We start from the raw sequence: 23,792 nt of genomic DNA, 5'->3' as shown, positions 1-23,792 counted from the left end.
CCTGTAAATCATCTGTTTAGAAAAGCAATTACCTTTGTTTCGGTAATCGTGTATTCAATGCCAAAATCCCTACATACCCGTCTATTTTGCTGCTGGCTGGCCCTTCTGGTTTTGGTAAGCAGCATGGGCTTTGGTATGGTGGAACACTGGTGTCAGATGCGCGGCCACTCGAAGACCCTGCTGGCAGTTCAGAGAAATTGTCCCAAACACTGTCTGGCTGACGAACCATCAGTTCCGGCAACGGGCGAACCGGTCGTTAAAAGGGTACCCTGCTGTAAGACAACGCTCAGCTATGAACACCTCGATGTGAGCAGCTTCGTGGCCGACTATCACCCGCATCAGGCTCCCCAGCCAGCAGATTTTCTACCCAATCCCCAATTTCAGCTTCTGCTGGCGGCTCTGCTGCCCTTCTCTTCGGCTGAACCCATTTCTTCGTTTGCCGACACCCCACTCCATCGAACGGGTCGGTTTCGTCTGACCTCCCTCTGTACCTGGCTTATTTGAGCCAACGATTCATGTCGCTACTCGCTGGCGGACGGATTTGAACGTCCCGGTCAGCGGTTTTTTTGTGCGACTCTGTTAAGCGGGGTTCCCTGCTCATGCGACCAGCGGCTATACCGGCCGAGGTGCTCCTTATGTTTTGATCCTGTCTAAGCTGAGCGGTTTCTATGCTAAGGAACCTAGCCTTCGGTCAGCTGTCAGACATCATTTTCACAACCTATCTTTTCCAATGAACAACCAAACTCCCGGACGGGCGCTGGCTATAGCGGCCTTATTGATGCTGGGCTTATCAGCCTGCAACATGCACGACATGTCGTCCATGCAACCCGAACTAAACATTAATTACCCCGCTGCCTACGTCGTCAATGCTGAGGGGAACAGCCTGTCAGTTATTGATCTGGCTGGTCAGCAGGTGAAAGAAACGATCTCCTTTGGCGAAGCCTCAGGCGGCCACAGTACGATGTCAATGACCGACATGATCATGTGGCCACATCACATCTACCTATCCCCCGATGGCAGCAAACTCGGCGTTGGGGTACCGGGTATGGACCTCAGCGCCGGTCATGCGGGTGGCACATCAGGCATGACCGGTCGGGTGCTGGTGGTAGACCCTAAAACGGGCGCGACGACGGTCAACCAGCAAACACCGGTGATGAACCATAACGCCGTGTTTTCGCCCGACGGCTCCGAAATATGGACCTCCCAGATGGATGATGCCGGCAAGGTATTGGTGTATAATGCAGCTACGATGGCATTGAAGAATACCCTCGCGGTAGGCATGGAACCAGCCGAAGTAACGATGTCGGCAAACGGTCAATACGCATTCGTGGCCAATGGCATGAGCAATACGGTCACGGTCATCAAGGTCGCCGACAAGTCGGTTACCAAGACGATTCCGGTTGGCGATGACCCGGTTGGCGCGTGGCCCGGAGCCGATGGCAGGATGTATGTAGATAATGAAAAAGGCCAAAGCATCAGCGTGATCGACGTAGCGACCTTAACCGTTGTGGAAACGATTAAGCTGGGTTTCACGCCTGGCTACGCAGCGTACCATGCCACCCGTAACGAACTCTGGGTCAGCCAGGCCGGAACAGGTAATAAGGTCTCTATTTTCGAGCGTATGAATGGTAGCTGGATGAAGATGAGTGAAGTTCAGACGGGCCTCGACGCGCACGCCATTGCCTTCACCAAAGATGGCGCAACCGCTTACGTCACCAATCAGGGGGCGGCTACGGTATCCGTGGTGGACGTTGCTAAACGCAGCAAAATCAAAGACATCTCGGTGGGTAAAAAGCCCAACGGCATTGTCCTCAAATACTAAACCCATTCGCGCCATGATCGCACTGACCAAAACAATTGCTACGCTTATCCTATTGACAGGTATGTTTACGCAAGCGACCCTTGCACAACTGAGCTTACCAGAACCCTCCCCATCAGCAACGGTCAAACAAAAGGTTGGCTTTACAGACCTGACCATCGACTATTCGCGCCCGGCAGTGAAGGGCCGAACAGTTTTTGGCAAGCTGGTCCCCTATGGCGAGTTGTGGCGCACCGGCGCGTCGGATGCCACCATCCTGACCATTACCGATCCGATGACCGTAGCCGGTAAACTCCTACCTGCTGGCAAATATTCGCTCTTCACCATCCCAACCCGCACCGAATGGACGGTAATCCTGAACTCGTATACGGAAGGGCATGGCACGGCGGGGTACGAAGCGAAGAACGATGTGCTGCGGTTTACGGTCAAACCTGATTCATCCGTGCGGTTTTATGAGTCGTTCACCATCGAGGTGCAGGATTTGGTAAAGAATCAGGCCAATCTGTACCTGACATGGGCCAATACGTCGGTGCATTTTCCGCTCGTGAGCAACGCTGACGAGCGCATTACGGCGGACATCCTAAAACGCACGGCAGCCGCTACCGATGAGGAGTCGGGCGTATTTTACCAGTCGGCCCTGTATTATTTCGACACAAACAAGGATGCCAAACAGGCCTTGACGTGGGCCACCAAAGCGGCTACCGGCAAACCGGCGTTCAATTACCTGCATCTGCAAGCCAAGTTGCTGGCGAAAACAGGCGATTACAAAGCGGCCATTGCTGCTGCCCGGAAGTCAGCAGAATTATCCGCCGAGAAGAAGTTTACCGAGTACGTTACACTCAATAATCAGCTCATTGCTGAGTGGGAAAAGAAATTGTAAACCATGAAACCGGCTACTGCTTCGTACAAACCCGCCTTGCGCTGGAACGGCTTAACCCGGTATTATGACCGGCTAATGGCGCTAACCATGCAGGAAGAACACTTTCGGACGCTACTGCTTGAACCAATTCAGGACAGCAAGCCCAGGTACATCCTTGACGTGGGGTGTGGCACGGGTACACAGGCCATGTTATTGCATCGGCAGTTTCCTAGAGCTAGTGTGTTTGGGTTGGATGGTGATGAAACGGTTCTGGCTATTGCCCGGCAAAAACAGGCGGTGATGGGCTGGCCGGTCACGCTGGATCGAGGCCTGTCAACAGCAATGCCCTATCCCCAGGATAGCATGGACATCGTTACCTGTAGTCTTCTGCTGCACCATCTGTCTGATGCGGATAAACGGCAATCGATTTTGGAGATGCATCGGGTATTGTCACCGGGAGGTGTATTAATGCTGGCGGATTGGGGCAAGCCGGCCAATGAATTTATGAGGTTGTTGTTTTACGGTCTTCAGTTCTTTGACGGGTTCGATACAACCAGAGCTAACGTAGAGGGACGACTACCGAATAGGCTCTACAGTGGGGGTTTTCGTCAGATTACTCAGACCAGTCAAGTCAACACGCTTTTTGGAACACTGGCTTTGCACTACGCAGTAAAGCCAGCCTAATTGCTTAAACAACGAATAGTATGAAAACCAAACAAACCGTAATGCTGATGCTGGCCTTGTTCATGGCCCTGCCTTCACTCTTGTTCGCCCAATCGGCCAACTACAAACAGCCAATGACTATTTCTGCCACTGGACAGATTAAAGATGGGGCGGGCAAAGCCGTTGGCACCATTTCAAAAGACCGGATGATTATGGATGCTACCGGTAAAAAAATTGCCTTCGTAGATGGTCAAGGCAACCTTGTGGATGCGAAAACGGGCAAGAAAATGGGAAGAATAGGCAAAGATGGCAAAACATACATGGATGCCAACGGCGATTTGATGTTCACCATTAAGGACAATGCCGACAATACATGCGACATTTTCGACGCCAAAGGTACTAAAATCGGCAATGTGCACGACAGCTATAAAGGGTCGGCCTGTGCGCTGCATTGCTTTCAGGCCGGGCATACGCACATGAAGTAAGCCAGGCAAGTTCCTCCGGTTGGCATCCCAATACCCGTTGATGTAGGCTACCCATTTATCACCTGAAACAATGAAGCAAATTCGGACACTATGGTTGATTTCCGCTCTTCTGTTACTGATTCAACCCGGTTTTGGACATGGTGGAAAACACAAGAAGAAAGCCGCAACCGACTCAACCCGTCGCGATTCGAGCATGAGCCATCATCAGTCGATGAATCATGCAGGTATGGTTGCCGATAGTATGCACATGGATGAGGTTCAGGCGATGGCACCTATGCCTGCTCCACTGGACGCTTATCCGACGTATCACCCGATGATCGTCCACGTGCCTATCAGTATGCTACTGCTGGCCGCGTTGTTACAGCTGGTAGTTTTACTAAAACCATCGGGGCCGCTCAATTGGATAACGCTGCTGGTCGCTGCCGTTGGAACGGTGGGGGCGTATGTAGCGGGCACGTATGTGCACCCGCATACGGACGGCTTGAGCGATGCGGCACAACTAGCTTTAGAAACCCACGAAACCTACGCAGATTATACGATCTGGCTGGGGCTGGCGGGAACGTTACTTAAAGGCATAACGCTCTGGCGACCCCTGAAGTGGCTGGAAGGCGTAGCGGCCCTTGCTTTGGTCGGGGCGGGCATTGCTGTCGGATTGGCCGGCCATCAGGGGGGCGCGTTGACGTACCTCTACGGTATTGGCCCACGGGGGGCATACCTCGAACAGCATGAGGGGGAACCCGCCGATGGCAACCGGCACGAACATAAACAGTCACAGAAAGTCGAATAAGCTGGTATGAATCGAACCTGGCATCTGCGCATTCGTAAAACCCACCGGTATCTGGGGCTGTTCATCGGCATTCAGTTCCTGCTGTGGACACTGGGCGGACTGTATTTCAGTTGGTCAAACCTCGACGATATTCACGGTGACCATCTGAAACGGGCCACGACGGGATTTCCCGTCTCCCAATCGCTGGTTTCGCCTTCCGTTCCCATGAACGCGTTACAGCAGATGGGCATGACTTCCGTTCTGACGGTGACCCTGATCGAGGTACTCAACCGGCCTTTCTACCAGCTAAGCTATCTGATGCAGCATGGAAACGGTCATGTCATGACTCACACCCAACTGGCAGACGCGAAGACCGGTCAATTGCGGGGTGAGCTAACGCAAACCGAGGCTACTGCCCTGGCCCGGCAACGATTTAGTGGCCCCTCCGACGTTGAGCGGGTTGAGTACCTGACAACGACCAGCGGGCACCACGAGTACCGTGAAAAGCCGCTGCCCGCCTATGCCATTACGTTCCGGCAACCGGCTCACGCGACGGTATATGTTGCGGCACAACTGGGTACGGTGCAAACCGTGCGAACCGACCCCTGGCGCATTTTTGATATGCTCTGGATGCTCCACACGATGGATTACGAAGGGCGTGACGACATTAATAATGGTCTGCTTCGGGCCTTCTCTATACTCGGATTGCTGACAATCTCGTCGGGGTTTGCGCTGTATTTCGTTTCGTCTCCCCAGTTAAGGCGGAAGCCGAAACAAGGACGAAAATCGTTACCAACCACCTTGTAATCAATCAAATACTTTACCAAGTAAATTCTAGATAACCAATGAAAACGATTCGATTAACCATGGCCGTCCTGGGCCTGTCATTAGTCTCACTGGCTGCTTCTGCCCAAACGACGACACCGGCACTCACCGCTTATTACAGGGTGAAAGATGCCCTCGTCGCGACCGATGCCGGGAAAGCCAAAACGGGTGCAACCACGTTGGTCGATGCGCTGGGGAAGGTCGATGCTGCCAAGCTATCCGTTACCGATAAGAAAGCCTTGGTGACGGCGAAAAGTAAAGCCGCTGCCATTAGCAAGTCGACGGATGTAAACGCACAACGGGAGCAGTTCGAGGCCCTCTCAATGAGCATGATTGCCCTGGCAAAAGCCACTAAGCCCGCTAAAACATACGTCCAGTTTTGCCCGATGGCCGCTGAGGGTAAGGGCGCCTCATGGCTCAGTTCTACCCGTGAGGTACGAAATCCATACTACGGTGACAAGATGCTGAAGTGTGGGTCAGTAAAAGAAGAAATATAGTGTTACACCACCCGGAGACGATCTAACGGATTGTCTCCGGGGAACTTACTGCTGATGGCTCTACAGGAACTCTATATTAAAAACATGGTATGCGACCGCTGTATCTGGGTCGTGCGCACCGAATTGGAACGATTGGGCTATTCGGTCACGCAGGTCGAGTTGGGGCGGGTTCTACTGGAGGAGTCTTCTGCTGATCTGACGACAATTACCGCCATGCTGGAGCGGCATGGGTTTGCTTTATTAACCGATAAAACGACCCGCGTGGTTAACCAGGTCAAAACCCTGATTATCGAACTGATCCAAAGCGGGCACATCGCTGGGTTACGAACGACGTTGTCTGATTATTTAGCCGACCATGTTGGTTTGGACTACGCGCACCTGAGCCATCTGTTTTCCACAACGGAGAATTTAACTATCGAAAAGTTCTGGATACTTCAGCGGGTCGAGCGGGCCAAAGAACTGTTGAGCTACAACGAAATTTCCATCAGCGACATCGCCAAACAGTTAGGGTACAGTAGTGTGGCTTATCTGACGAATCAGTTCAAGCAGGTAACCGGCCTGACACCCGCTGCCTACCGGAATCAGCATACGACCGACCGAAACCCATTGGACTGGATATAAAGCGATCGGATCGACTACACACGTTAAACGCACTGAACTGTCGGCTAATACACTATGATGCGCATCGGAAAGCAAAGCAGACTTTGACGGGGGCCCAGGTAAACCAGTAAAACCTGCTTCAAGGGCACACGAACTAAAATCTTGCAAGCGCGTGCGGGAATTGTATAACGGCTCCGTACCGCTTCATGACGACCTTTGCCGGGTAATTTAGACAAACCTGGAAATGGTCATGGAAACGATAAAACTGAAAACAAATATTAAGTGTGGGGGCTGCGTGGCCACGGTAACGCCTTTTTTAAACGAATCCGTTGGCGCAGGCAACTGGCAGGTCGATACGCAGAATCCCGATAAAGTGCTGACGGTGCAGACGGAAGCGGTCCAACGTCTCGGCGTTACGGCCGATACCGTCAAAGCAGCCGTACAGCAGGCAGGCTACAAAGCCGAAGTGTTACCCCAATAAGCTGGGAAACCCTTCGACCTTGAAAGCCGCCACGAACAGGCGGCTTTTTTTATAAGCTGCCCACGGATGAAACACTAAAACGCGCCGGGTCGTACAGACCGACAAACCGGCCAATCGGTATGATTGAAGGATTGATAAAATTTTCGCTCCGTAACCGCTTCATGGTACTGCTGCTGGCATCGGGCCTGTTTGGTTGGGGCGTGTACTCGGTAAAGACGGGAAAGATTGACGCGATTCCTGACCTGTCGGAGAATCAGGTGATTGTTTTTACCGAGTGGATGGGCCGCTCTCCGCAGCTCATCGAAGACCAGATTACGTATCCGCTCGTGACGAACCTACAGGGTTTGCCGCAGGTGAAATACGTGCGGGGTACGTCCATGTTCGGCATGAGCTTCGTCTACGTGATCTTTAACGATGATACAGAGGTGTATTGGGCCAGAGAACGGGTGCTAGAACGGCTCAACTATGCCGCCCGGCTGCTGCCCGGAGGTGTTTCGCCAACCCTTGGCCCCGATGGCACCGGCGTGGGACATATTCTCTGGTACACGTTAGAAGCACCCGGCATGGACCTGGGCGAACAGCGGGCCGTGCAGGACTGGTACGTCAAGTTTGGCCTGCAAAACGTACCGGGTGTCGCTGAAATTGCCTCATTCGGCGGTTTTCAGAAGCAGTACCAGGTTACACTGGATCCCAACAAGCTGACCTATTATGGCCTGTCCGTACCGCAGGTCATCGGGGCTATCCGGGCCAACAATAACGAAGCCGGGGGCCGTAAATTTGAATTGAGCGGTATCGGCTACATCATCAAGACGACAGGCTATTTGCAATCCGTTGAGCAGATTCAGAACATTCCACTGAAGACCGTCAGCACCGTCCCTGTGCGTGTGGCCGACGTGGCAACGGTCCAGATGACGGGGGAGACCCGATTAGGCATTTTTGACCTCAACGGGCAGGGCGAAGCGGTGGGCGGGATCGTGGTGATGCGCTACGGCGAGAATGCTGATGAGGTCATTGGCAACGTCAAGCAGAAAATGGAAGAAGTCGCGAAGGGCCTGCCCGAAGGGGTCAAGTTCAATATCGTCTATGACCGAAGCGGGCTGATTCAGGAGTCGGTCGCCTCCATTCAGCATACATTGATTGAGGAAATGATTGTGGTCTCGCTGGTGGTGATTCTATTTCTGCTGCACTGGCGGTCAGCCGTCAGTATCATCATTCAAATTCCGATTACCATTGCCACGAGCTTTATTCTGCTCAACGCCTTCGACATTTCCTCAAACATCATGTCCCTAACAGGCATTGCCCTGGCGATTGGCGTGATCGTCGATAACGGTATTATCATGGCCGAAAATGCGTACAAGAATTTAGCCGTTCGGCAGGCTGAGTTAACGGCAACACGTAACGGGGAGCCTGCTGTTCCGCCATCCGGCACGGTCAACGACACACCATCGGCCACCAATGGCCATGGGAAAGGTGACTACATCAATGGACAACCGGTCCCTGAACCCACCCCACAAACGCGCTAACATCATGTGGAAAAAGATAAAAAGTTGGTTCGGTTACGGCCCTAAAAACTATGTAGAGATCCCTGACGAAGAACGGCTGGCAATTATTGAACGGTCGAGTATTCAGGTGTCAAGGGGCGTATTTTATTCGACCATCATCATCATTACCTCATTTTTACCAGTATTTCTGCTGACCGGCCAGGAAGGCAAGTTGTTTCACCCGCTGGCCTGGACGAAGACATTTATCCTGCTGGTAGATGCGTTTTTAGTCGTTACGCTGGCTCCCGTAATGCTTTCGCTGTTCATGAAAGGCCGTTTCAAAGATGACCATGCCAACCCCATCAACCGCTTTCTGGAACGGATTTATGAACCCATTATCCGCTGGGTAATGCGCTGGCGCAAGACGACCATCGGTATTAACCTGCTGGCACTGGCCATCAGCGTACCCATGCTGATGAGCCTCGGCTCGGAGTTCATGCCGCCCCTGGATGAGCAGTCAATTCTATTTATGCCCGTGACCCTGCCCGACGTATCGAACGCCGAAGCCAAGCGGATTTTGCAGGTGCAGGACAAACTCATCAAATCGGTCCCGGAAGTGGCTAAAGTGCTGGGCAAGGCGGGGCGGGCCTCGACAGCGACCGATAACTCGCCCATCAGCATGATTGAAACCATTATCATGCTCAAGCCCAAGGCCCAATGGCGGGAAGGCATTACCAAGAAAGACCTCATTAACGAACTGGACGCCAAACTTCAGATTCCGGGTGTGGTCAACGGCTGGACACAGCCCATCATCAACCGCATCAATATGCTATCCACAGGTATCCGTACCGACGTAGGCATTAAGGTACACGGGCAGTCACTCGACAGTATTTACGCGGTTTCGGAACAGGTTAAAGCGGCGTTAAACGGAGTGCCCGGCATAAAAGATCTGTATGTAGAGCCCGTGACAGGCGGTAAGTACCTGACCGTCGATGTGAACCGGGAGGCGCTGGGCCGCTACGGACTGAATGTGGATGACGTCAACAACGTGGTCGAATCGGCCATTGGCGGTTCTCCCATCGGGCAGACGATCGAAGGTCGCCGCCGTTTTTCCATCAATGTACGGCTGGCGCAGGATTACCGCAACAGCGTCGAGCGAATCCGGCGCATTCCGATTGCCACGGCTGCTTTTGGTACGGTTCCGCTTTCGGCGATAGCCACGGTCAAGTTTGAGAACGGCCCACCGATGATAACGTCGGATAACGCGCTTCTCAGGGGTGCGGTGATGTTCAACGTGCGGGACCGCGATCTGGGCGGTACCGTTGAAGAAGCCATTGCCAAAGTGAATCGGGATCTGAAGTTACCCAATGGTTATTTTCTGGAGTGGAGCGGGCAATATGAAAACCTCATCCGAGGCCGTCAAACCCTGCTGCTCATTGCGCCCATCGTCCTGGTAGTCATATTCCTTTCCCTGTACTTAGCCTTTGGCTCAGCGCGGGAAGCGTTTCTGAGTCTCATTACCATTCCCTTCGCCTTGATCGGCGGGGCCTACATGGTGTACTTCTACGGCGTAAATCTATCGGTGGCCGTAGCGGTGGGTTTCATTGCCCTGTTTGGCATTGCGGTTGAAACGGGCGTAGTGATGGTTATTTACCTCAACGACGCCATGAAACAACTCGTGGCCAAGCGGGGAAACTCCCGCGAAACCATCAGCCGGGAGGAGCTTCGGGAGTACGTGATCAACGGAGCAGCCAAGCGGCTGAGACCCAAAATCATGACCGTATCGGTAGCGCTGTTTGGTCTGGTGCCGGTGCTATGGGCAGGTGGTGTAGGCAGCGACGTAATGTTACCGATTGTCCTGCCGATGATTGGAGGTGTGCTGACCTCTTCTACACATATACTGCTCGTCACCCCCCTCATCTTCCTGATGACCAAGGAGTATGAATTACGCAAATTTGGTAAACTCGACGTATTAGATGCATCGCATTAATCCCATACCGATTCTTTGTCTATTGCTGGCGGGTCAGGGCTACACTCAGACAGTCGGGCAACCAATACCGGCTCCCCGAACGGGCCAGAATGAGACCGACCCCGCCGTGCGACGGACCGTGCCGGTGCTGCCGCTGGATACTGTGCTGATCCGCATTGACCAGCGTAACCCGCTGCTGAAACCGTACGGAAGCCGGGCTGCTGCGGCCCGTGCCTACGCCGAGGGAGCCCGTAGCTGGATGGCCCCGATGGTGGGCGTGGGTACGTTCATGGCTCCTTATCCGGCGCAGATGATTATGGACGAGCGAGACAAAGGCTTTGGCATGGTCTCAGTCGAGCAGGATATTCCCAACCGGGCCAAGCAGCGGGCCACTCAAGTCTTTCAGCAGTCGAAAGCCGCCGTTGAGGAGGCCGGACGGGGCGTAACGCTCAACCGGCTGCGCTCGGATGCCAAACAACTCTACTTCGATTGGCTCGTGCTGGAAAAACGGCTGACGGTACTGGCCGAAAACCGGCGTATTCTGCAACTGATGAAAAAGCTGGCTGACATCCGCTACCCCTACCAGCAGGGCAGCTTAGGTAACGTCTATAAAGCGGAAGGACGGCTCTACGAGCTGGATAACATGGTGACGATGACCGAGGCCGATATTGAGCGCAAACGCATTGGGTTGAACACGTTGATGAACCGGCCCACAGTTGAGGCATTCCGACCGGATACTACCCTACGGCCGACCGAACCGCAACAGGCTCTGCCTACCACGGAAGATATTGGCCAGGTACGTTCAGACATCCGTCGCATGGACCGGCAGATACTGAGTATGCAGGCAGGTATCGAAGCGCAGAAAGCGCAGGCCCGCCCCGACTTTCGCATCCGCTTCGATCACATGCAGCCCTTCTCCGGGGTCAAGAGCATGATGCCCACCCAGTTTACGCTCATGGGTATGATTTCGATTCCGGTTGTGCCTTGGGCCTCACGAATGTACAAAGCCGAAATTAAAGGCATGCAGCAGGATATCGAAGCTATGCGCTATGAGCGGGAAGGCATGCTCATCGAAACGCAAGGCATGGTCGCCCAGATGCTGACTGACATACGGAACATGCGAACGCAGGTAGACAACTACGAACGACGGGTAATTCCAACCCTGCGCAAAAATTACGACACCCAGCTGATTGCTTACGAACAGAACAAAGGAGAATTACCCGTCGTCATTGATGCCTGGGAAACACTAAATATGACGCAGATGGATTACCTGACGCGCCTACAGGACTATTACCGCATGATTCTGAGCTATGAACGGGAACTGGAGAAATAACAGGCATTTAGGGTTAACAGCCCGGTTATTGGTGCTGGCCTTGATAGTCTTTGCAGGCTGCAAAAGCGGCAATGAGACGAACGAATCCAATCAATCCGGCGGACCGGCGACCGGTGTTCATGCGGAACACGACCGGGCTGCTGACGAAGTAGCGTACACCTGTCCGATGCACCCGCAAATAGTGCGGAACAAACCCGGTACCTGCCCGATTTGCGGCATGGATTTGGTCAAAAAAGTGAGCGCGGGGGGGGATAGCCTCGTGGTTAATGCCGACCTAGAAGCGTTGCTGCAATCAACCAACTCGGTCGTTGTCGCCAACATTACCACGGTTCATCCCGAACGGCGTGATGAAGCCGTAGTGGTGCAGGCCAATGGAGTTGTGACATATGACACGCGTCGGCTCTACACCATTCCTGCCCGGTTTGGTGGGCGGGTGGAGAAGCTGTACGTACGTTTCAATTACCAGCCGATTCGCAAAGGGCAAAAACTGCTCGAACTCTATAGTCCCGATATTGTGACGGCCCAGCGCGAACTGCTCTACCTGCTCGATGCCGACGCGGGTAACGCGCCATTGATTGCGTCAGCGAAGCAAAAACTTCGGCTGCTGGGTGTCACAGACGGGCAAATTGCCGACCTCGTCCGCACGCGCAAGCCCAGTTACTCACTGGCTGTGTTTAGCCCTTACGACGGCTACGTCGTAGAAGAGTCAACCGGTTCACCATCGGCAGCCACGCCTGCATCAGGCGGCATGGCAACAGGCGGGTCGAGTACAGGCATGGGCAGCGGTGGGGGCATGAACGGCGTAGGAGCTACGGCGGGAACGGATGAAGTCACGTTCTCTGCCCCAACTCCGGCACCGGATGGTGGCGCTGTCGGTGGGTCGCTGTTACTTCGGGAAGGACAGTACGTCCAAACCGGTCAAACTCTGTTCCGGGTGGTCAATGCCAGCCGCCTGTGGGCTGAGTTCCGTCTGTACGCCCGCGATGCGGCCGGTATCAAGCCCGGTGATGCGTTGACCATCTCGTTTGATCAAACGGGCCAGCCAGCACGTCCGGCGCAGGTAAGTTTCGTGGTTCCGTTCGTGGAAAACGGGAATCCTTTTGTTACGGTACGAGCCTACCTGCCGGGTAGTAATTCGGTGAGGGTGGGCCAATTAGCCCGGGCAAACATTCGTCGGGGTGCTACCGGCCAGCATGCCAACGATGAGCTTTGGTTGCCCGCAACGGCCGTGCTGGATCTGGGCAATGAGCAGGTTGCGTTCGTGCAGCAGGAAAGGCCGGGAGTTTTTAGACCCATCCGTGTCCAGACAGGGGCTCAGGTAGGTGGGTTCGTGGTCATCAGGAGTGGCGTGACGAAACAACAGGCCGTGGCCCGGAATGCCCAGTTTTTAATTGATAGTGAAAGCTTCGTTAACGTAGCCCAGGCTACCCAATAATATGATACGACGATGGCTATACGGATCGGCGGGTCTGTTAATACTGTTTACTGCTTCCTGCCAACCGGGAGGTACGTCCTCGACTACAGCGGATGATTCGACGCAAATTGCCGCCAGCGACCATGACCACTCAGGACATAATCACGGCCCTGACGCGGAGGGAGGTACAACCTATACCTGCCCAATGCACCCACAGATTGTACAATCGGCACCGGGTACGTGTCCTATTTGTAGTATGGATCTGGTCGCTGTTGTAAAAACGGGTGCCAAAGCCGCAGAAATCATGCTTAGCGCCAGTCAGATGCAGTTGGCCAATGTAACGGTGCAACCCGTATCGTCGGGCATCATTGGTAACAGTACCGTCTTAAACGCCCGGTTAGCAGCCGATCAGCAGCAAACGGATGTCATCAGTAGCCGGGTGGCTGGCCGAATTGAGCGGCTGTACGTAAAGGAAACTGGCCAGACCATCCGTAAGGGTCAGGTACTGTACGAAATCTACAGCGAACTCCTGCTTACCCAGCAACAGGAATATTTGATTGCGCTGCAACAGGAGCAGGAAATGGGTAACGGCGAAGCGTCAAACGCATCCGGGCGGTATAGTCAGTTTCGCCAGGCCGCCGAGCAGAAGCTCCGGCTTTACGGCATGACCGCCGGGCAGATTGCCGCTTTAGGCAAAACGAAGAAGGTACTGCCCCGTATTCCGTTCGTAGCTTCGGCAGGGGGTACGGTTACCGAGATTGCGGCCAGTGAAGGGCAGTACGTCGGTGAAGGGGCGTTACTCTACCGGTTGGTTAATCTCGGCCAGCTGTGGGTCGAGGCTGAGCTTTACGCCGGAGAAGCGAAGTACGTGAAAGTCGGCGACCGGGTATCTGTGCGAGTAATCGGGTACGAAGGGGACGTAACGGCGCGGGTTGCCTTCATCAGCCCCGAATACCAGGCGGGCAGTCAGGTACTCATTATGCGCGCCGTCTTGGCCAACCCGGGTGGGCGGTATCAACCCGGTCAACAGGCTCAGGTGCTGCTCCGGCATGGGGTACAGCGCGGGCTGACGCTGCCCGTTGATGCAGTCGTTCGGGGGGGAGAGGGCGCTGTCGTGTTTGTGCAAACAGGGCCGGGTACGTTCCAGCCGCGCCGGGTGCAAACCGGTACTGAAACCGATCAGCGGGTGGTCATCACCAACGGACTCAACGGCGACGAGACCATAGCCATGTCAGGAGCCTACCTGCTATACAGTGAGTTGATTCTTAAAAAAGGGGTGAACCCGTTTACTAAACAGCCAGACGACGATGGCGTTAAATCGACCCCAAACGCCGAGACAAACCCAGCACCGGTTGCCAATCGCCAAGCGGAAGCAACCCCAGTCAGCCAATCCGGGAAGCCGGTAGCAGATCTCTCATCTGGCAAACCAACGGGTATTGTTGCACCGGACACCTTCAAAAAGCAGTTAACGGGTGTGTATGAAGCCTCGTTAAAATTGACTGAAGCGTTGATAGGCTCTAATAGTGTAAGCACAAAAGTTGCGGCAACTGGGGTCGAAAAGGCACTTTCAGGGGTGGATATGAAGCAGCTGTCCGGTCAGGCCCATACCGACTGGATGACATACCTGAATGCCATGAACGCGGCTCTGAAAACGATTCGTGGTTCGGGCGATCTAGGCAAGCAACGCGCGGCCTACGCTCAGTTTGAGGACGGTTTGTACCGAAGCGTGAAGACGTTTGGCATTACGGATAAACCGGTGTACCGCCAATACTGCCCGATGGCCCTGAATAACAAGGGCAGTTACTGGCTCAGCGACAAAAAGCCCATCCGCAACCCCTTTTTCGGCGATCAGATGCTGACCTGCGGAGAAACGAAGGAAGAACTCAATTAATCAGTTACGTCAGACTACTTGCTTAAACGCAATTTCTATGGCTCTACCTCTATCCATCCTTGCATCCCGGTTTCAGTCCATAAATAGAAAACTCAGACACTTTCCCGCCAAACTGGTCAAGCTGGTAATAGGCAAAGGGTCCCGTTGGTATTATCACCGATTGGGGTGTCAGTTTTTAGATAAACCACAAACAGCCTATCAGCTTGAACCGTATCAGCGCCTTACTTACCCCGCTAACGCACTGTCCCTCTCTGAGATCGCCGACCTGAACAATCCTGTGAAGGTGTATTTCACCGCAAATCAGTCAGAAACTGAACCTGTTTCAGTATGGCTTTTAGGACAGTTCAACGGAGCGCTTCGGCAACTTCCGTATGGGGGTATCCGCAGTCGGAAGTATGTTTTTTGTACGGATATCAACACGGATGACTTCTTTCGAAACGTCCTTCACCGAAAAAAGCGCCAACAAGTCAGCACTACGACCTTAATTGCCCCCTGGAGTCATTACCTGGATGGCATTGTCTGGGGCGGCTATTTTGACTTCGTGATGTTAGTAGCGGGAAAGTTATGCCGGATTAAAGAAGCCATTCCTGAAACTACGTTCAACGAAGCCATCGTTGCTTACCCATTATTTAACACCGCCTACGAGCGTGAGTATCTTTCCTTACTGGATATAGATCCGGGTCGTATCGTGGACACCCGCACGACGCAGGTACGTTTCGAGCAATGTGTGCTGGCGAATACCGGCCATTGGTTTTATCCAAACAAGGCAGACATCGACGCGCTCCGCAAACACATCTTATCTAAACTTCCTCCACCAACTGGAAAACGCAGTCGGGTATACATTGGCCGCGCGGGGCGGCGGCGAGTGCTCAACGAGCCTGATTTGATCGACTTGCTGCGACGCTATAACATTGAGGTGATTGAAGACAAGCCGCGTTCAGTAACTGAACAGGTGGCTATCTACCAAAACGCCGAGTTTATAATTGGCCCACATGGGGCCTCGTTTGTCAACATCCTCTGGTGCCAACCTGGTACACATTTGTTCGAGTTGTTTGCCCCGACCTATTTCCCCGATTTCTATCGAAACATATCTGAGCAACTGGGCCTACGCTATTCGGCCTACTTTCACGGCTCGGCAGCAACAGGGGGGTGGGCTGAAGGATTAGAAGACGATGTATATGTGTCGGTGGATGAGCTGGAGCGGTGCCTGAAAAAGATTTTTAACTATGGCATAGCGTACAACTGATCTTATCAGGCGATTGTCTGGCAGATAGTACGGATCACATTGCTTGGCTAAACTTTTCAGAATGCTCGAAAGTGCAGCTTTTTTCGATTTTGTCTAGTACGCCACTTAGTTCTCATTGCCACAATTCGTGTAGTTACCACCAATGCCTGGCTTAACAGTCTTCTCTGACTGAGCGTCTAGTTCATAGGTCAGTAGAAGGTTATCAGTTGTCTTAAGGCAAAGCTAAGTAGTTCATATTCCTGCCTGCCGTTTTCCACCCCCGGGTAGTTCTGCGGAAAGGGAGATAATTCGTCATTTGGAAGAAAAATCAGTCTGCTCCGGCAGCCCGGTCACAAACTCAGCTAAAATGTGAGATTTTGATTTTGATTAGTGGTACTGTCTTTGGAAGCAAGAAAAGCTGTATAATTTTTTTAAGATTCCACTAAAATCCTCACATTCGTATTCTCAAGCACGACTCCTTGGAGTTGATGCAGCGTAGCTCCTATCATGGGATCTACTATTTTTTGTCCCTCGCTCGTGTAATCTGACTGGTAGGACTGGTCTTTTTTCCACAGACTATAATTAATGGTGAGCAGCTTGCGTTGGACAGCTACATACCCTTTCATTTTAATGTGGGTCCGTTCATAGACTCGTTCAAATAAGCCTCTAAAAGGGCGTTGCTCGTAGCGCACTACCGATAGGGACGGCATATACAAGGCCCGTCGGATCCGAGCATTACCTCGTTTACTAATATGAGTTTTACCCACCCGTTTACCGCTATGGTTCTCGACCACATCATAGCCCGCATAGCTGACTAATTGACGATGGTTCTCGAACAAAGCGAATTCATTGGTTTCGGTAAGGAGGTTGGCAACAGTCAACATACCCATCCCTTTAATCTGACAAATTTGATCCACCTTACGCTGCCAATCGGGATTCTGGGCAATAGCTTTTTCAATCAGTTTGATGCACTCGCTTAACTGCTGATCAAGTTGATCCCGAAATTTTTTCAACTGTTTTTTGACTTCGCTGGCTTGATACATGCCTGTCTCCAAGGCAATCAATTGATTATTCAACTGCACCTTAAGCTCTTATAATTGAGTGTGTTGTCGAGTTATTTGCCGTAGTTTATACATGGCTTCGCTGATCGGAGTCCAGGCTTCCAATAGCTGTTGACAAGCCATAGTGGCTAATCCTTGGGCATCCACTCCATCAGTCTTGGTTTTGATGCCTAACGCTTTGAGATAATGAGCTGCTTTTTGGGGTAAGATCACACTTACCTGGGCTTGTTGATGATGCAAAGCCAGGGCCACTTGTTCATGATATACCCCAGTGGCTTCCATCAAATACTGAACAAGTAGCTGACGGTCTTTACAATGATGAGTAGCCCATTGCAGGAAACTGGTGATCCCTTTGGGTGAATTGCTAAACGAATGAGTCGCTTTGATTTTGATGCGTTGTGCTTGATCAACTGTGCTAACACAGGCATAAAAGGTTTCTTTACCCATGTCCAAGCCGACTCCATATTTGAGGGCATTGAAAGAAGCATCCATAACAGGCTTCGATTAGGTGAAAAATATCAATAAGCCACTGACCTTTCCGAATTGCTCACATGATTGATGATCGTAGTCAGGCTACGTCATGGGTACTGTCCAAGTTAACAGAAAGAAGGTGAGTAGGGCAAACCCACGAATGCTATGTCGTCCAACAAGGACGCATTTGAGATGACAAATCGCTTCTTCTACTCACCAATGGCATACACTGAAATTGCACTTTTATTTATTATCCTGCTTGGTGTCAAAGATATGTGAGATGACAATTTGAGACTGAAGCTTATAGCGAATGAATTTGCTAGGACAACTCTGTAACCATCTCTTTAAATGGGCGTTTCACGAAATGAATAAGATAACCCTTACTATGCTTTGCTGATTTTGCTTTAACGCGGTTGGTAGATCTGAGTACGTGCATACCGGTCAGTAGCTTTGATGTCGATACCAGGAGTGGGATAGTCAATTCCTATGTGAAGCTGAATGGGGTCATGTTCAGCTACAGGTATCATCCAAGGTTCATGGATTTAGCTCGTAGGACAAGCGGCCAGTTCGGCATGGATGAGTTTATGCGACTGAATTTGAGCGACGAGGAGTATGCCTACAACAAGTGGTCAATCGAACCGCTGTAGCACTTCTAGCCAACCAGTAAATAAACTACTCACTGGTTGGCTAGAAGTTTCAGTTCAATATCAAAATCATCGTAGATCGCTTTGTCGCCAAGGGCGTCAAAGAAAGATGTTGAGCCGTACTTTATGTCGTATTTGGTTCGGTCCAGCGTTACCTTGCCCTCGGCTTCCACCGTGGCTCCATTTTGCTTCACCCGAATGGGAAACGTTACAAAATTGGTAATTCCTTTAATGCGCATATTACCCATCACCTGATAAGTAGTGGCCCCCTTGGGCGTCACCTTCGTGATCGTAAAGGAGGAGGTCGGATGCTTACCTGTCGAAAAGAAATCGTCGGACTTCAGGTGGTTGATCAGTTTGGCATTGTAGGTCGGATCAGTTAAGTCGGAGCAGACGATGCTATTCATATCGAACGTAAATTGGCCACCCGTCAGCTTGCCACCATCAAATGTCAGCACACCCTCGTTGAATTTCAACGTACCAGTATGTTCACCTGTCACCTTCCTGGCCTTCCAGTTCAGGCTGCTTTTCGATACATCCACTTTGTAGGTGTCCGCGTATATTGTTTGTTTACTACGCGCGGACATTGTGCCGACGATGAAGAGTAGAATCGCGGCCAGTTGGTAAGGAATTTTCATGTCAGAAAAGATAAAGGCATCCTGATTGGGGAGTGTAGGTTAACGTAGAAACGGAACCGAAATTGTACTTATCCGTATTTTCCGTAGATTGCACCCAAAGGCCTCAAACGCAACTTGTTAGCACGTGCGCCCATACAGCAACGAATTGCTCGGCTCCTGCTGGGACTACTCATGTTGATGCAAATCAACTCAGTAGTGTTTCGTCATGCCCACCGTCTGGCCAACGGACAGATTGTTACGCACGCGCATCCATACAACCTATTTGCTAAGTCGTGTCCGCTATCGGCTAACCCGCACACGACCCACGAATTGCTTCTGCTGGATGCGGTTAGCAATGCGGCTTTCGTACCCACATTTGCGCTACTGGTCGCCTTTCTACTGCTGCCCCTGCGTTTTATCATCCATTCCATTCCTGTCGTGCCTACATCTAAGGTACGAACAATATATCTGGCCAGGCCCACGCTACGCGGCCCGCCCTCCCTGCTCTCTTTCCGGTATTAAAAGACCCCGCTGGTCTGGTTCTGGCAATGAGTAGCCACTGGTTCATGACGACCGGGGTGTACTATGCCACTGTATTCACCTTTTCCCTGCTTTTTAATGAAGAAGATAACACTACTGTATCTGGTGCTGTCGGTAATTGTGTTCGTGGCAGTAGCCTGCGAGGCCCTATTGCCAGCAGCTCCCGCTGACGATGCCCTGCTCGACGGGCCAATTGCCGAGCTAACCCCGGAACAGAATGCCCTGTTTGCGCTGGGCGATGCCGCGTTCAACCGCGACATTTTCACCCCGGCCACTGGCCTAGGGCCTATTTTCGTTGCCAGTTCCTGCGGCTCCTGCCATGCCGGTGATGGGAAGGGAACGCCCTTCACCACCCTCACCCGCTTCGGGCAGCACGACGATACGGGTAATCGGTTTATGGGGCAGGGTGGCCCCCAACTGCAAAACCGGGCCATTCCGGGCCATGCCGCCGAATTACTACCTGCGGGTGCGCCCTTCTCTAAGTTTACCCCACCCGCCAATACCGGACTGGGCCTGCTGGCCGCCCTTTCCGACGAGCAGATTCTGGCAAATGCCGACCCGACCGACCGGGACGGGGACGGTATTTCGGGCGTACCCAACTGGATTCATGCTCCCCATTACTTCAAACCGCAGTGGTTCCATAAAGAACAAAATGACAGGTACGTTGGACGATTCGGCAAGAAGGCGGCAGCGATTGACCTGTTGCATCAGACCGTCAACGCATACAAACAGGACATGGGCATTACCTCCGAGTTTGATTCCGACGATCCGATTAATTACAATGTATCCGGGCAGGCTGGCGACGGCGTAGATGACCCCGAGGTATCGTCGGCAAAGGTCAATGCGGTGGTATTTTACCTGCGAACATTAAAAGTGCCCCTGCAACGTACCCCCGCCGACCCGATGGTAGTGGCGGGTAAGCAACTGTTTATAAGCTTGGATTGCGGCAAATGCCACACGCCCAACTGGAAAACAGGGCAATCGGATGTAGCCGCGCTGGCCAACCGGACTTTCTCACCCTACACCGACCTGCTGCTGCACGATATGGGCGCGGGCCTTGACGACGGCTACACCGAAGGGATAGCTAAAACTGCCGAATGGAAGACACCCGCCCTGTGGGGCCTAGGCCTGTCGCAAAATTCCCAGGGGGGGCGGGTATTCCTGCTCCACGATGGTCGCGCTCACTCCGTAGACGAGGCCATCCGGCTGCACGGCGGGGAAGCCAGCCGGAGCGTGGAAAAGTACGCCAAACTGGCTGAAGCCGAACGCGGTAAGCTGCTTCGTTTCTTAGACACTCTCTAACCTCACCTGGCTCGCCAGTCCGAGCCTTTCTCTTATGAAAAAAGAAGTAACATTAAACCGACAGGACTTCCTGCGGCAGGCGGTCCTGAAAACCTGCGGTATGGCCTGCCTGAGTACATCAGTGCTGACGGCCGCCCTGACGAGCTGTGCGAGCGTCTATTACGCGCAGGCCCCCCGCATCAAAGGCTGGGCAATTCAGATCAGCAAGAAAGAATTTGACCTTGATCCCAACGGCAAACGGCAACGCCCGTTTATGGTGGTCGAGATGAAGAATCAGACCCATCCGATTTACCTGCGCCGGGTTGGGGGTGACAACTACACGGCGGTATTGATGCAATGCACCCATCAGGGCAACGACTTAAACGCGCACGATGGCTACCTGTCGTGCCCGGCCCACGGCAGCGAATACGACACCGATGGGCGGGTAACAGAAGGCCCCGCCGAGGATAGCCTGAAGCGATACAACGTGACGACCGACGAACAGTATATCTACATCAATATCGCCTGATGACGAAAACACTCTATTTTCTGATTGGGTCTGTACTGATGCAGGTGGCGGCTTATGCACAGCCTGACGCTGCCCGACCCGTTTCGACCTCGGTTACAATTACTTCGGCGGTGACCGTGACCAAGCCGATACCCGCGGATTCGACCCCCATGCCCAAAGCATTTGCCGACTTGTTTTACCGGGATTCGACGCTTCGCAAGGGTAAACAGGAGAAGGGAGCACTCAAGATCAACATGGATGCTACGTATGACCGCCCTTTTCTCACGTCAACGAAGGCTCCTGTGTCGATTGGTGGCTATCTGGAAGCCAACACCCAGTATATGCAGACCAATGGCAAGACTGATGGCCTTTCGTTTCAGGCCCGCCGGATGACCATCTTCCTGGCATCGAGCATCAACCGGCGGATCAAGTTTCTCTCCGAGATCGAGTTCGAGGACGGTACGAAGGAAATCAACATCGAGTTTGCCGCGATGGACATCGAACTGACTCCGTTGCTGAACCTGCGCGGGGGTATCATCATGAACCCGATTGGTTCCTTCAACCAAAACCACGATGGCCCTAAGTGGGAATTCATTGACCGACCTATTTCGTCGGTGACGATTATTCCCTCCACCTGGAGCAATGTGGGATTTGGCTTATATGGCAAGAAATACACCGCCAACTGGGTGTGGGCTTACGAAGCATACCTGACCAACGGCTTCGACGATCAGATCATTGCCAACGGCCAGAACCGAACGTTTCTGCCTACCACCAAAGCCAACCGCGACCGCTTCGATGAGAGCTTCAATGGGGTGCCCTTAGTCACGCTCAAAACGGCCTTCAAACGACGAAAATTGGGCGAAATCGGCTTATCGTGGATGGGAGGGGTGTACAATAAATTCCAGATTGATGGACTGATACTCGATCAACGTCGGCGGGTCGATGTGTGGGCACTGGATTTTAACACGACCCTGCCTACGGGTACGTTCATCAACAGCGAATTCGTGTGGGCCAGCATCAACGTCCCCGCCACCTACACCCAGCAATTTGGCCGGATGCAGCAGGGGGGCTGGATTGACATCGTGCATCCGTTGGTGAAGAAGACCATGTTTGGCTGGAAAAAAGCGGTCGTCAACGCGGCCCTGCGCGTGGAGCGGGTTGATTACAACGTGGGTACGTTCGCCGAAACGGGTGATCCCCTGCGGGATGATCTGTGGGCTATCGTGCCGGGCCTGAGCTTCCGCCCGTCGCCCACGACGGTGATTCGAGCCAACTACCGCTACCACTGGCAAACAGATTTACTGGGCAACCCCCCCGCCCGAACAGCCGGATTTCAGTTTGGCTTTTCAACGTACTTCTAACTCGTTGGGGGTTATAAACTGCCTGTTATAAACCACACCATACTTATTCTCAACGTCCTGGCTATGTGTACTCCTAAACCCCGTTGCCATGAAACTGCTGTGCTGTCTCGCGCTGTCCCTGAGTATTGGATACGCTCAACCACGTCCGGTTATACGGGCGCACCACCGCCATTGGTGCGAACAACCGACCCTTAATCTCCGCTGGCTAAACCAGATGATCCAAAATGCTCAATCCTGGGCACCATATCATTACGGCTGGGAAGTGCATCAGGCCCGCTATCGGGAACAGGAAGTATTTGTGTTGCATCTGTGCCGCTATTGCGGCAGTAGCCGGGGCTTTTTACTGTATAATCACCACGGTGAGCTAATCGGGCGGGGTGAGGGAGCCGACTCAATTTGGATTGCGACACTGACAAACGACCGGCTACTGACTATCCATCCGGGGCGGTTTTTGATCAGTCGGTAAGCGTCAGGGCCATCAAGCTATTATAAGAGGATGGCCCTGACGCTTGCTGTGCGGCTATAAACCGTCCTGGTGTTTTTGGCCCATAAAGTCTACAGCAACTACGTATTGACCAGCACCTGTGAAGGTCTGCACTATATCTCATAATCAATAGCAGAGGTGCCAGGTGTTCTTAATGACTTATTAATTTGGAGAGACGAACATTGACCAGATCAGACAGTTCTTAAAGGAGTATTTAGTATTCACTATATCAATGTCAAGTATGGCACATGAACATCATAAAGAGGCCGCTTATCACTTCCGTAAAGCGGCCGAGTATCACGAGAAAGCCCAGCAACTTCACGAAGCAGGCGATCACGAAAAAGAGGCCCACGAGGCTTATGTGGGCTATGGTCATCACAATTTAGCCGATCAGCATGCACAGGCGGCTGCGGAACATCACGCCGAGACCCACGACACTAGCGGCCACAGCGATCCAGTGGCCTGATTGGCATGAGTAGATTTCATAGCTCTGAAACAAAGAAACATCCCGTAACCT

25 protein-coding genes are annotated in these 23,792 nt (G+C 52.7%); 22 read left to right on the top strand and 3 right to left on the bottom strand.

Features of this window, described 5'->3' with window-relative positions:
• Positions 1–57 precede the first annotated feature (57 nt).
• From ACYVGR_RS30530 to ACYVGR_RS30455, 16 genes are all read left to right on the top strand, one after another.
• Positions 58–504 carry a hypothetical protein gene (locus ACYVGR_RS30530; protein ID WP_460963753.1) on the top strand — a complete coding sequence of 149 codons (447 nt, stop codon included), beginning with the start codon at positions 58–60 and terminating at the stop codon, positions 502–504.
• Between the two features lie 226 nt (positions 505–730).
• Entirely contained in the window at positions 731–1,822 is a 1,092-nt protein-coding gene (locus ACYVGR_RS30525) for a YncE family protein (protein WP_460963752.1), read from the top strand.
• 13 nt (positions 1,823–1,835) lie between these two features.
• A complete protein-coding gene (locus tag ACYVGR_RS30520) occupies positions 1,836–2,699 on the top strand; it encodes a DUF2911 domain-containing protein (RefSeq protein ID WP_460963751.1) in 864 nt (287 codons plus the stop codon).
• A gap of 3 nt (positions 2,700–2,702) precedes the next feature.
• Positions 2,703–3,362: a class I SAM-dependent methyltransferase gene (locus ACYVGR_RS30515; RefSeq protein ID WP_460963750.1), complete on the top strand. Its 660-nt coding sequence runs from the start codon at positions 2,703–2,705 to the stop codon at positions 3,360–3,362.
• A gap of 20 nt (positions 3,363–3,382) precedes the next feature.
• The gene (locus tag ACYVGR_RS30510; protein WP_460963749.1) at positions 3,383–3,826 is read left to right on the top strand and encodes a 5-fold beta-flower protein; all 444 of its coding nucleotides are present in this window, start codon (positions 3,383–3,385) and stop codon (positions 3,824–3,826) included.
• Between the two features lie 70 nt (positions 3,827–3,896).
• The gene (locus ACYVGR_RS30505) at positions 3,897–4,613 is read left to right on the top strand and encodes a DUF2231 domain-containing protein (protein WP_460963748.1); all 717 of its coding nucleotides are present in this window, start codon (positions 3,897–3,899) and stop codon (positions 4,611–4,613) included.
• Positions 4,614–4,619: 6 nt separating this feature from the next.
• Positions 4,620–5,399, top strand: coding sequence for a hypothetical protein (locus ACYVGR_RS30500; protein WP_460963747.1), 780 nt, complete (start codon positions 4,620–4,622; stop codon positions 5,397–5,399).
• A 38-nt stretch (positions 5,400–5,437) separates the two neighbouring features.
• Positions 5,438–5,914 carry a DUF3347 domain-containing protein gene (locus ACYVGR_RS30495; RefSeq protein ID WP_460963746.1) on the top strand — a complete coding sequence of 159 codons (477 nt, stop codon included), beginning with the start codon at positions 5,438–5,440 and terminating at the stop codon, positions 5,912–5,914.
• Between the two features lie 54 nt (positions 5,915–5,968).
• Positions 5,969–6,535: a helix-turn-helix domain-containing protein gene (locus ACYVGR_RS30490; protein ID WP_297369287.1), complete on the top strand. Its 567-nt coding sequence runs from the start codon at positions 5,969–5,971 to the stop codon at positions 6,533–6,535.
• A 229-nt stretch (positions 6,536–6,764) separates the two neighbouring features.
• Entirely contained in the window at positions 6,765–6,995 is a 231-nt protein-coding gene (locus tag ACYVGR_RS30485) for a heavy-metal-associated domain-containing protein (RefSeq protein WP_012931250.1), read from the top strand.
• Between the two features lie 119 nt (positions 6,996–7,114).
• On the top strand, positions 7,115–8,518 hold the full coding sequence (locus tag ACYVGR_RS30480) for an efflux RND transporter permease subunit (RefSeq protein WP_460963745.1): 1,404 nt from the start codon (positions 7,115–7,117) through the stop codon (positions 8,516–8,518).
• A 4-nt stretch (positions 8,519–8,522) separates the two neighbouring features.
• The gene (locus tag ACYVGR_RS30475; protein WP_297369311.1) at positions 8,523–10,466 is read left to right on the top strand and encodes an efflux RND transporter permease subunit; all 1,944 of its coding nucleotides are present in this window, start codon (positions 8,523–8,525) and stop codon (positions 10,464–10,466) included.
• Positions 10,453–11,778 carry a TolC family protein gene (locus tag ACYVGR_RS30470; RefSeq protein WP_460963744.1) on the top strand — a complete coding sequence of 442 codons (1,326 nt, stop codon included), beginning with the start codon at positions 10,453–10,455 and terminating at the stop codon, positions 11,776–11,778. Before ACYVGR_RS30475 ends, ACYVGR_RS30470 begins: the two co-directional genes overlap by 14 nt.
• Positions 11,756–13,213: an efflux RND transporter periplasmic adaptor subunit gene (locus ACYVGR_RS30465; protein WP_297369294.1), complete on the top strand. Its 1,458-nt coding sequence runs from the start codon at positions 11,756–11,758 to the stop codon at positions 13,211–13,213. The genes ACYVGR_RS30470 and ACYVGR_RS30465 overlap by 23 nt, the downstream gene beginning before the upstream one ends.
• Position 13,214: 1 nt before the next feature.
• The gene (locus ACYVGR_RS30460; protein WP_460963743.1) at positions 13,215–15,083 is read left to right on the top strand and encodes an efflux RND transporter periplasmic adaptor subunit; all 1,869 of its coding nucleotides are present in this window, start codon (positions 13,215–13,217) and stop codon (positions 15,081–15,083) included.
• Positions 15,084–15,120: 37 nt separating this feature from the next.
• The gene (locus tag ACYVGR_RS30455; protein WP_460963742.1) at positions 15,121–16,329 is read left to right on the top strand and encodes a glycosyltransferase family 61 protein; all 1,209 of its coding nucleotides are present in this window, start codon (positions 15,121–15,123) and stop codon (positions 16,327–16,329) included.
• Positions 16,330–16,739: 410 nt separating this feature from the next.
• Here ACYVGR_RS30455 and ACYVGR_RS30450 read toward each other — a convergent pair whose 3' ends face one another.
• The 3 genes from ACYVGR_RS30450 to ACYVGR_RS30440 all read right to left on the bottom strand — a co-directional run bounded on the left by ACYVGR_RS30450 (position 16,740) and on the right by ACYVGR_RS30440 (position 19,122).
• Positions 16,740–17,351 carry a transposase gene (locus ACYVGR_RS30450; RefSeq protein WP_460963741.1) on the bottom strand — a complete coding sequence of 204 codons (612 nt, stop codon included), beginning with the start codon at positions 17,349–17,351 and terminating at the stop codon, positions 16,740–16,742.
• A 48-nt stretch (positions 17,352–17,399) separates the two neighbouring features.
• Entirely contained in the window at positions 17,400–17,861 is a 462-nt protein-coding gene (locus tag ACYVGR_RS30445) for an IS110 family transposase (protein ID WP_460963740.1), read from the bottom strand.
• A 655-nt stretch (positions 17,862–18,516) separates the two neighbouring features.
• Entirely contained in the window at positions 18,517–19,122 is a 606-nt protein-coding gene (locus ACYVGR_RS30440; protein WP_460963739.1) for a YceI family protein, read from the bottom strand.
• A 114-nt stretch (positions 19,123–19,236) separates the two neighbouring features.
• Here ACYVGR_RS30440 and ACYVGR_RS30435 point away from each other — a divergent pair, with 114 nt between their 5' ends.
• The 6 genes from ACYVGR_RS30435 (at position 19,237) to ACYVGR_RS30410 (ending at position 23,741) form a co-directional block, all read left to right on the top strand.
• Entirely contained in the window at positions 19,237–19,623 is a 387-nt protein-coding gene (locus ACYVGR_RS30435; protein WP_460963738.1) for a hypothetical protein, read from the top strand.
• 96 nt (positions 19,624–19,719) lie between these two features.
• Positions 19,720–20,943, top strand: coding sequence for a di-heme oxidoredictase family protein (locus ACYVGR_RS30430; protein WP_460963737.1), 1,224 nt, complete (start codon positions 19,720–19,722; stop codon positions 20,941–20,943).
• Between the two features lie 34 nt (positions 20,944–20,977).
• Complete coding sequence (locus ACYVGR_RS30425; protein ID WP_460963736.1) at positions 20,978–21,451, top strand: QcrA and Rieske domain-containing protein; 474 nt, start codon at positions 20,978–20,980, stop codon at positions 21,449–21,451.
• Entirely contained in the window at positions 21,451–22,791 is a 1,341-nt protein-coding gene (locus ACYVGR_RS30420; protein WP_460963735.1) for a hypothetical protein, read from the top strand. The genes ACYVGR_RS30425 and ACYVGR_RS30420 overlap by 1 nt, the downstream gene beginning before the upstream one ends.
• Before the next feature lie 88 nt (positions 22,792–22,879).
• Positions 22,880–23,257: a hypothetical protein gene (locus ACYVGR_RS30415; RefSeq protein WP_460963734.1), complete on the top strand. Its 378-nt coding sequence runs from the start codon at positions 22,880–22,882 to the stop codon at positions 23,255–23,257.
• Between the two features lie 259 nt (positions 23,258–23,516).
• A complete protein-coding gene (locus ACYVGR_RS30410; RefSeq protein ID WP_460963733.1) occupies positions 23,517–23,741 on the top strand; it encodes a hypothetical protein in 225 nt (74 codons plus the stop codon).
• Positions 23,742–23,792: the final 51 nt, after the last annotated feature.

The organism is Spirosoma litoris, from assembly GCF_054776755.1.
Note: the sequence above shows the minus strand (reverse complement) of the source record. Positions and strands in the feature narration are given on the sequence as shown.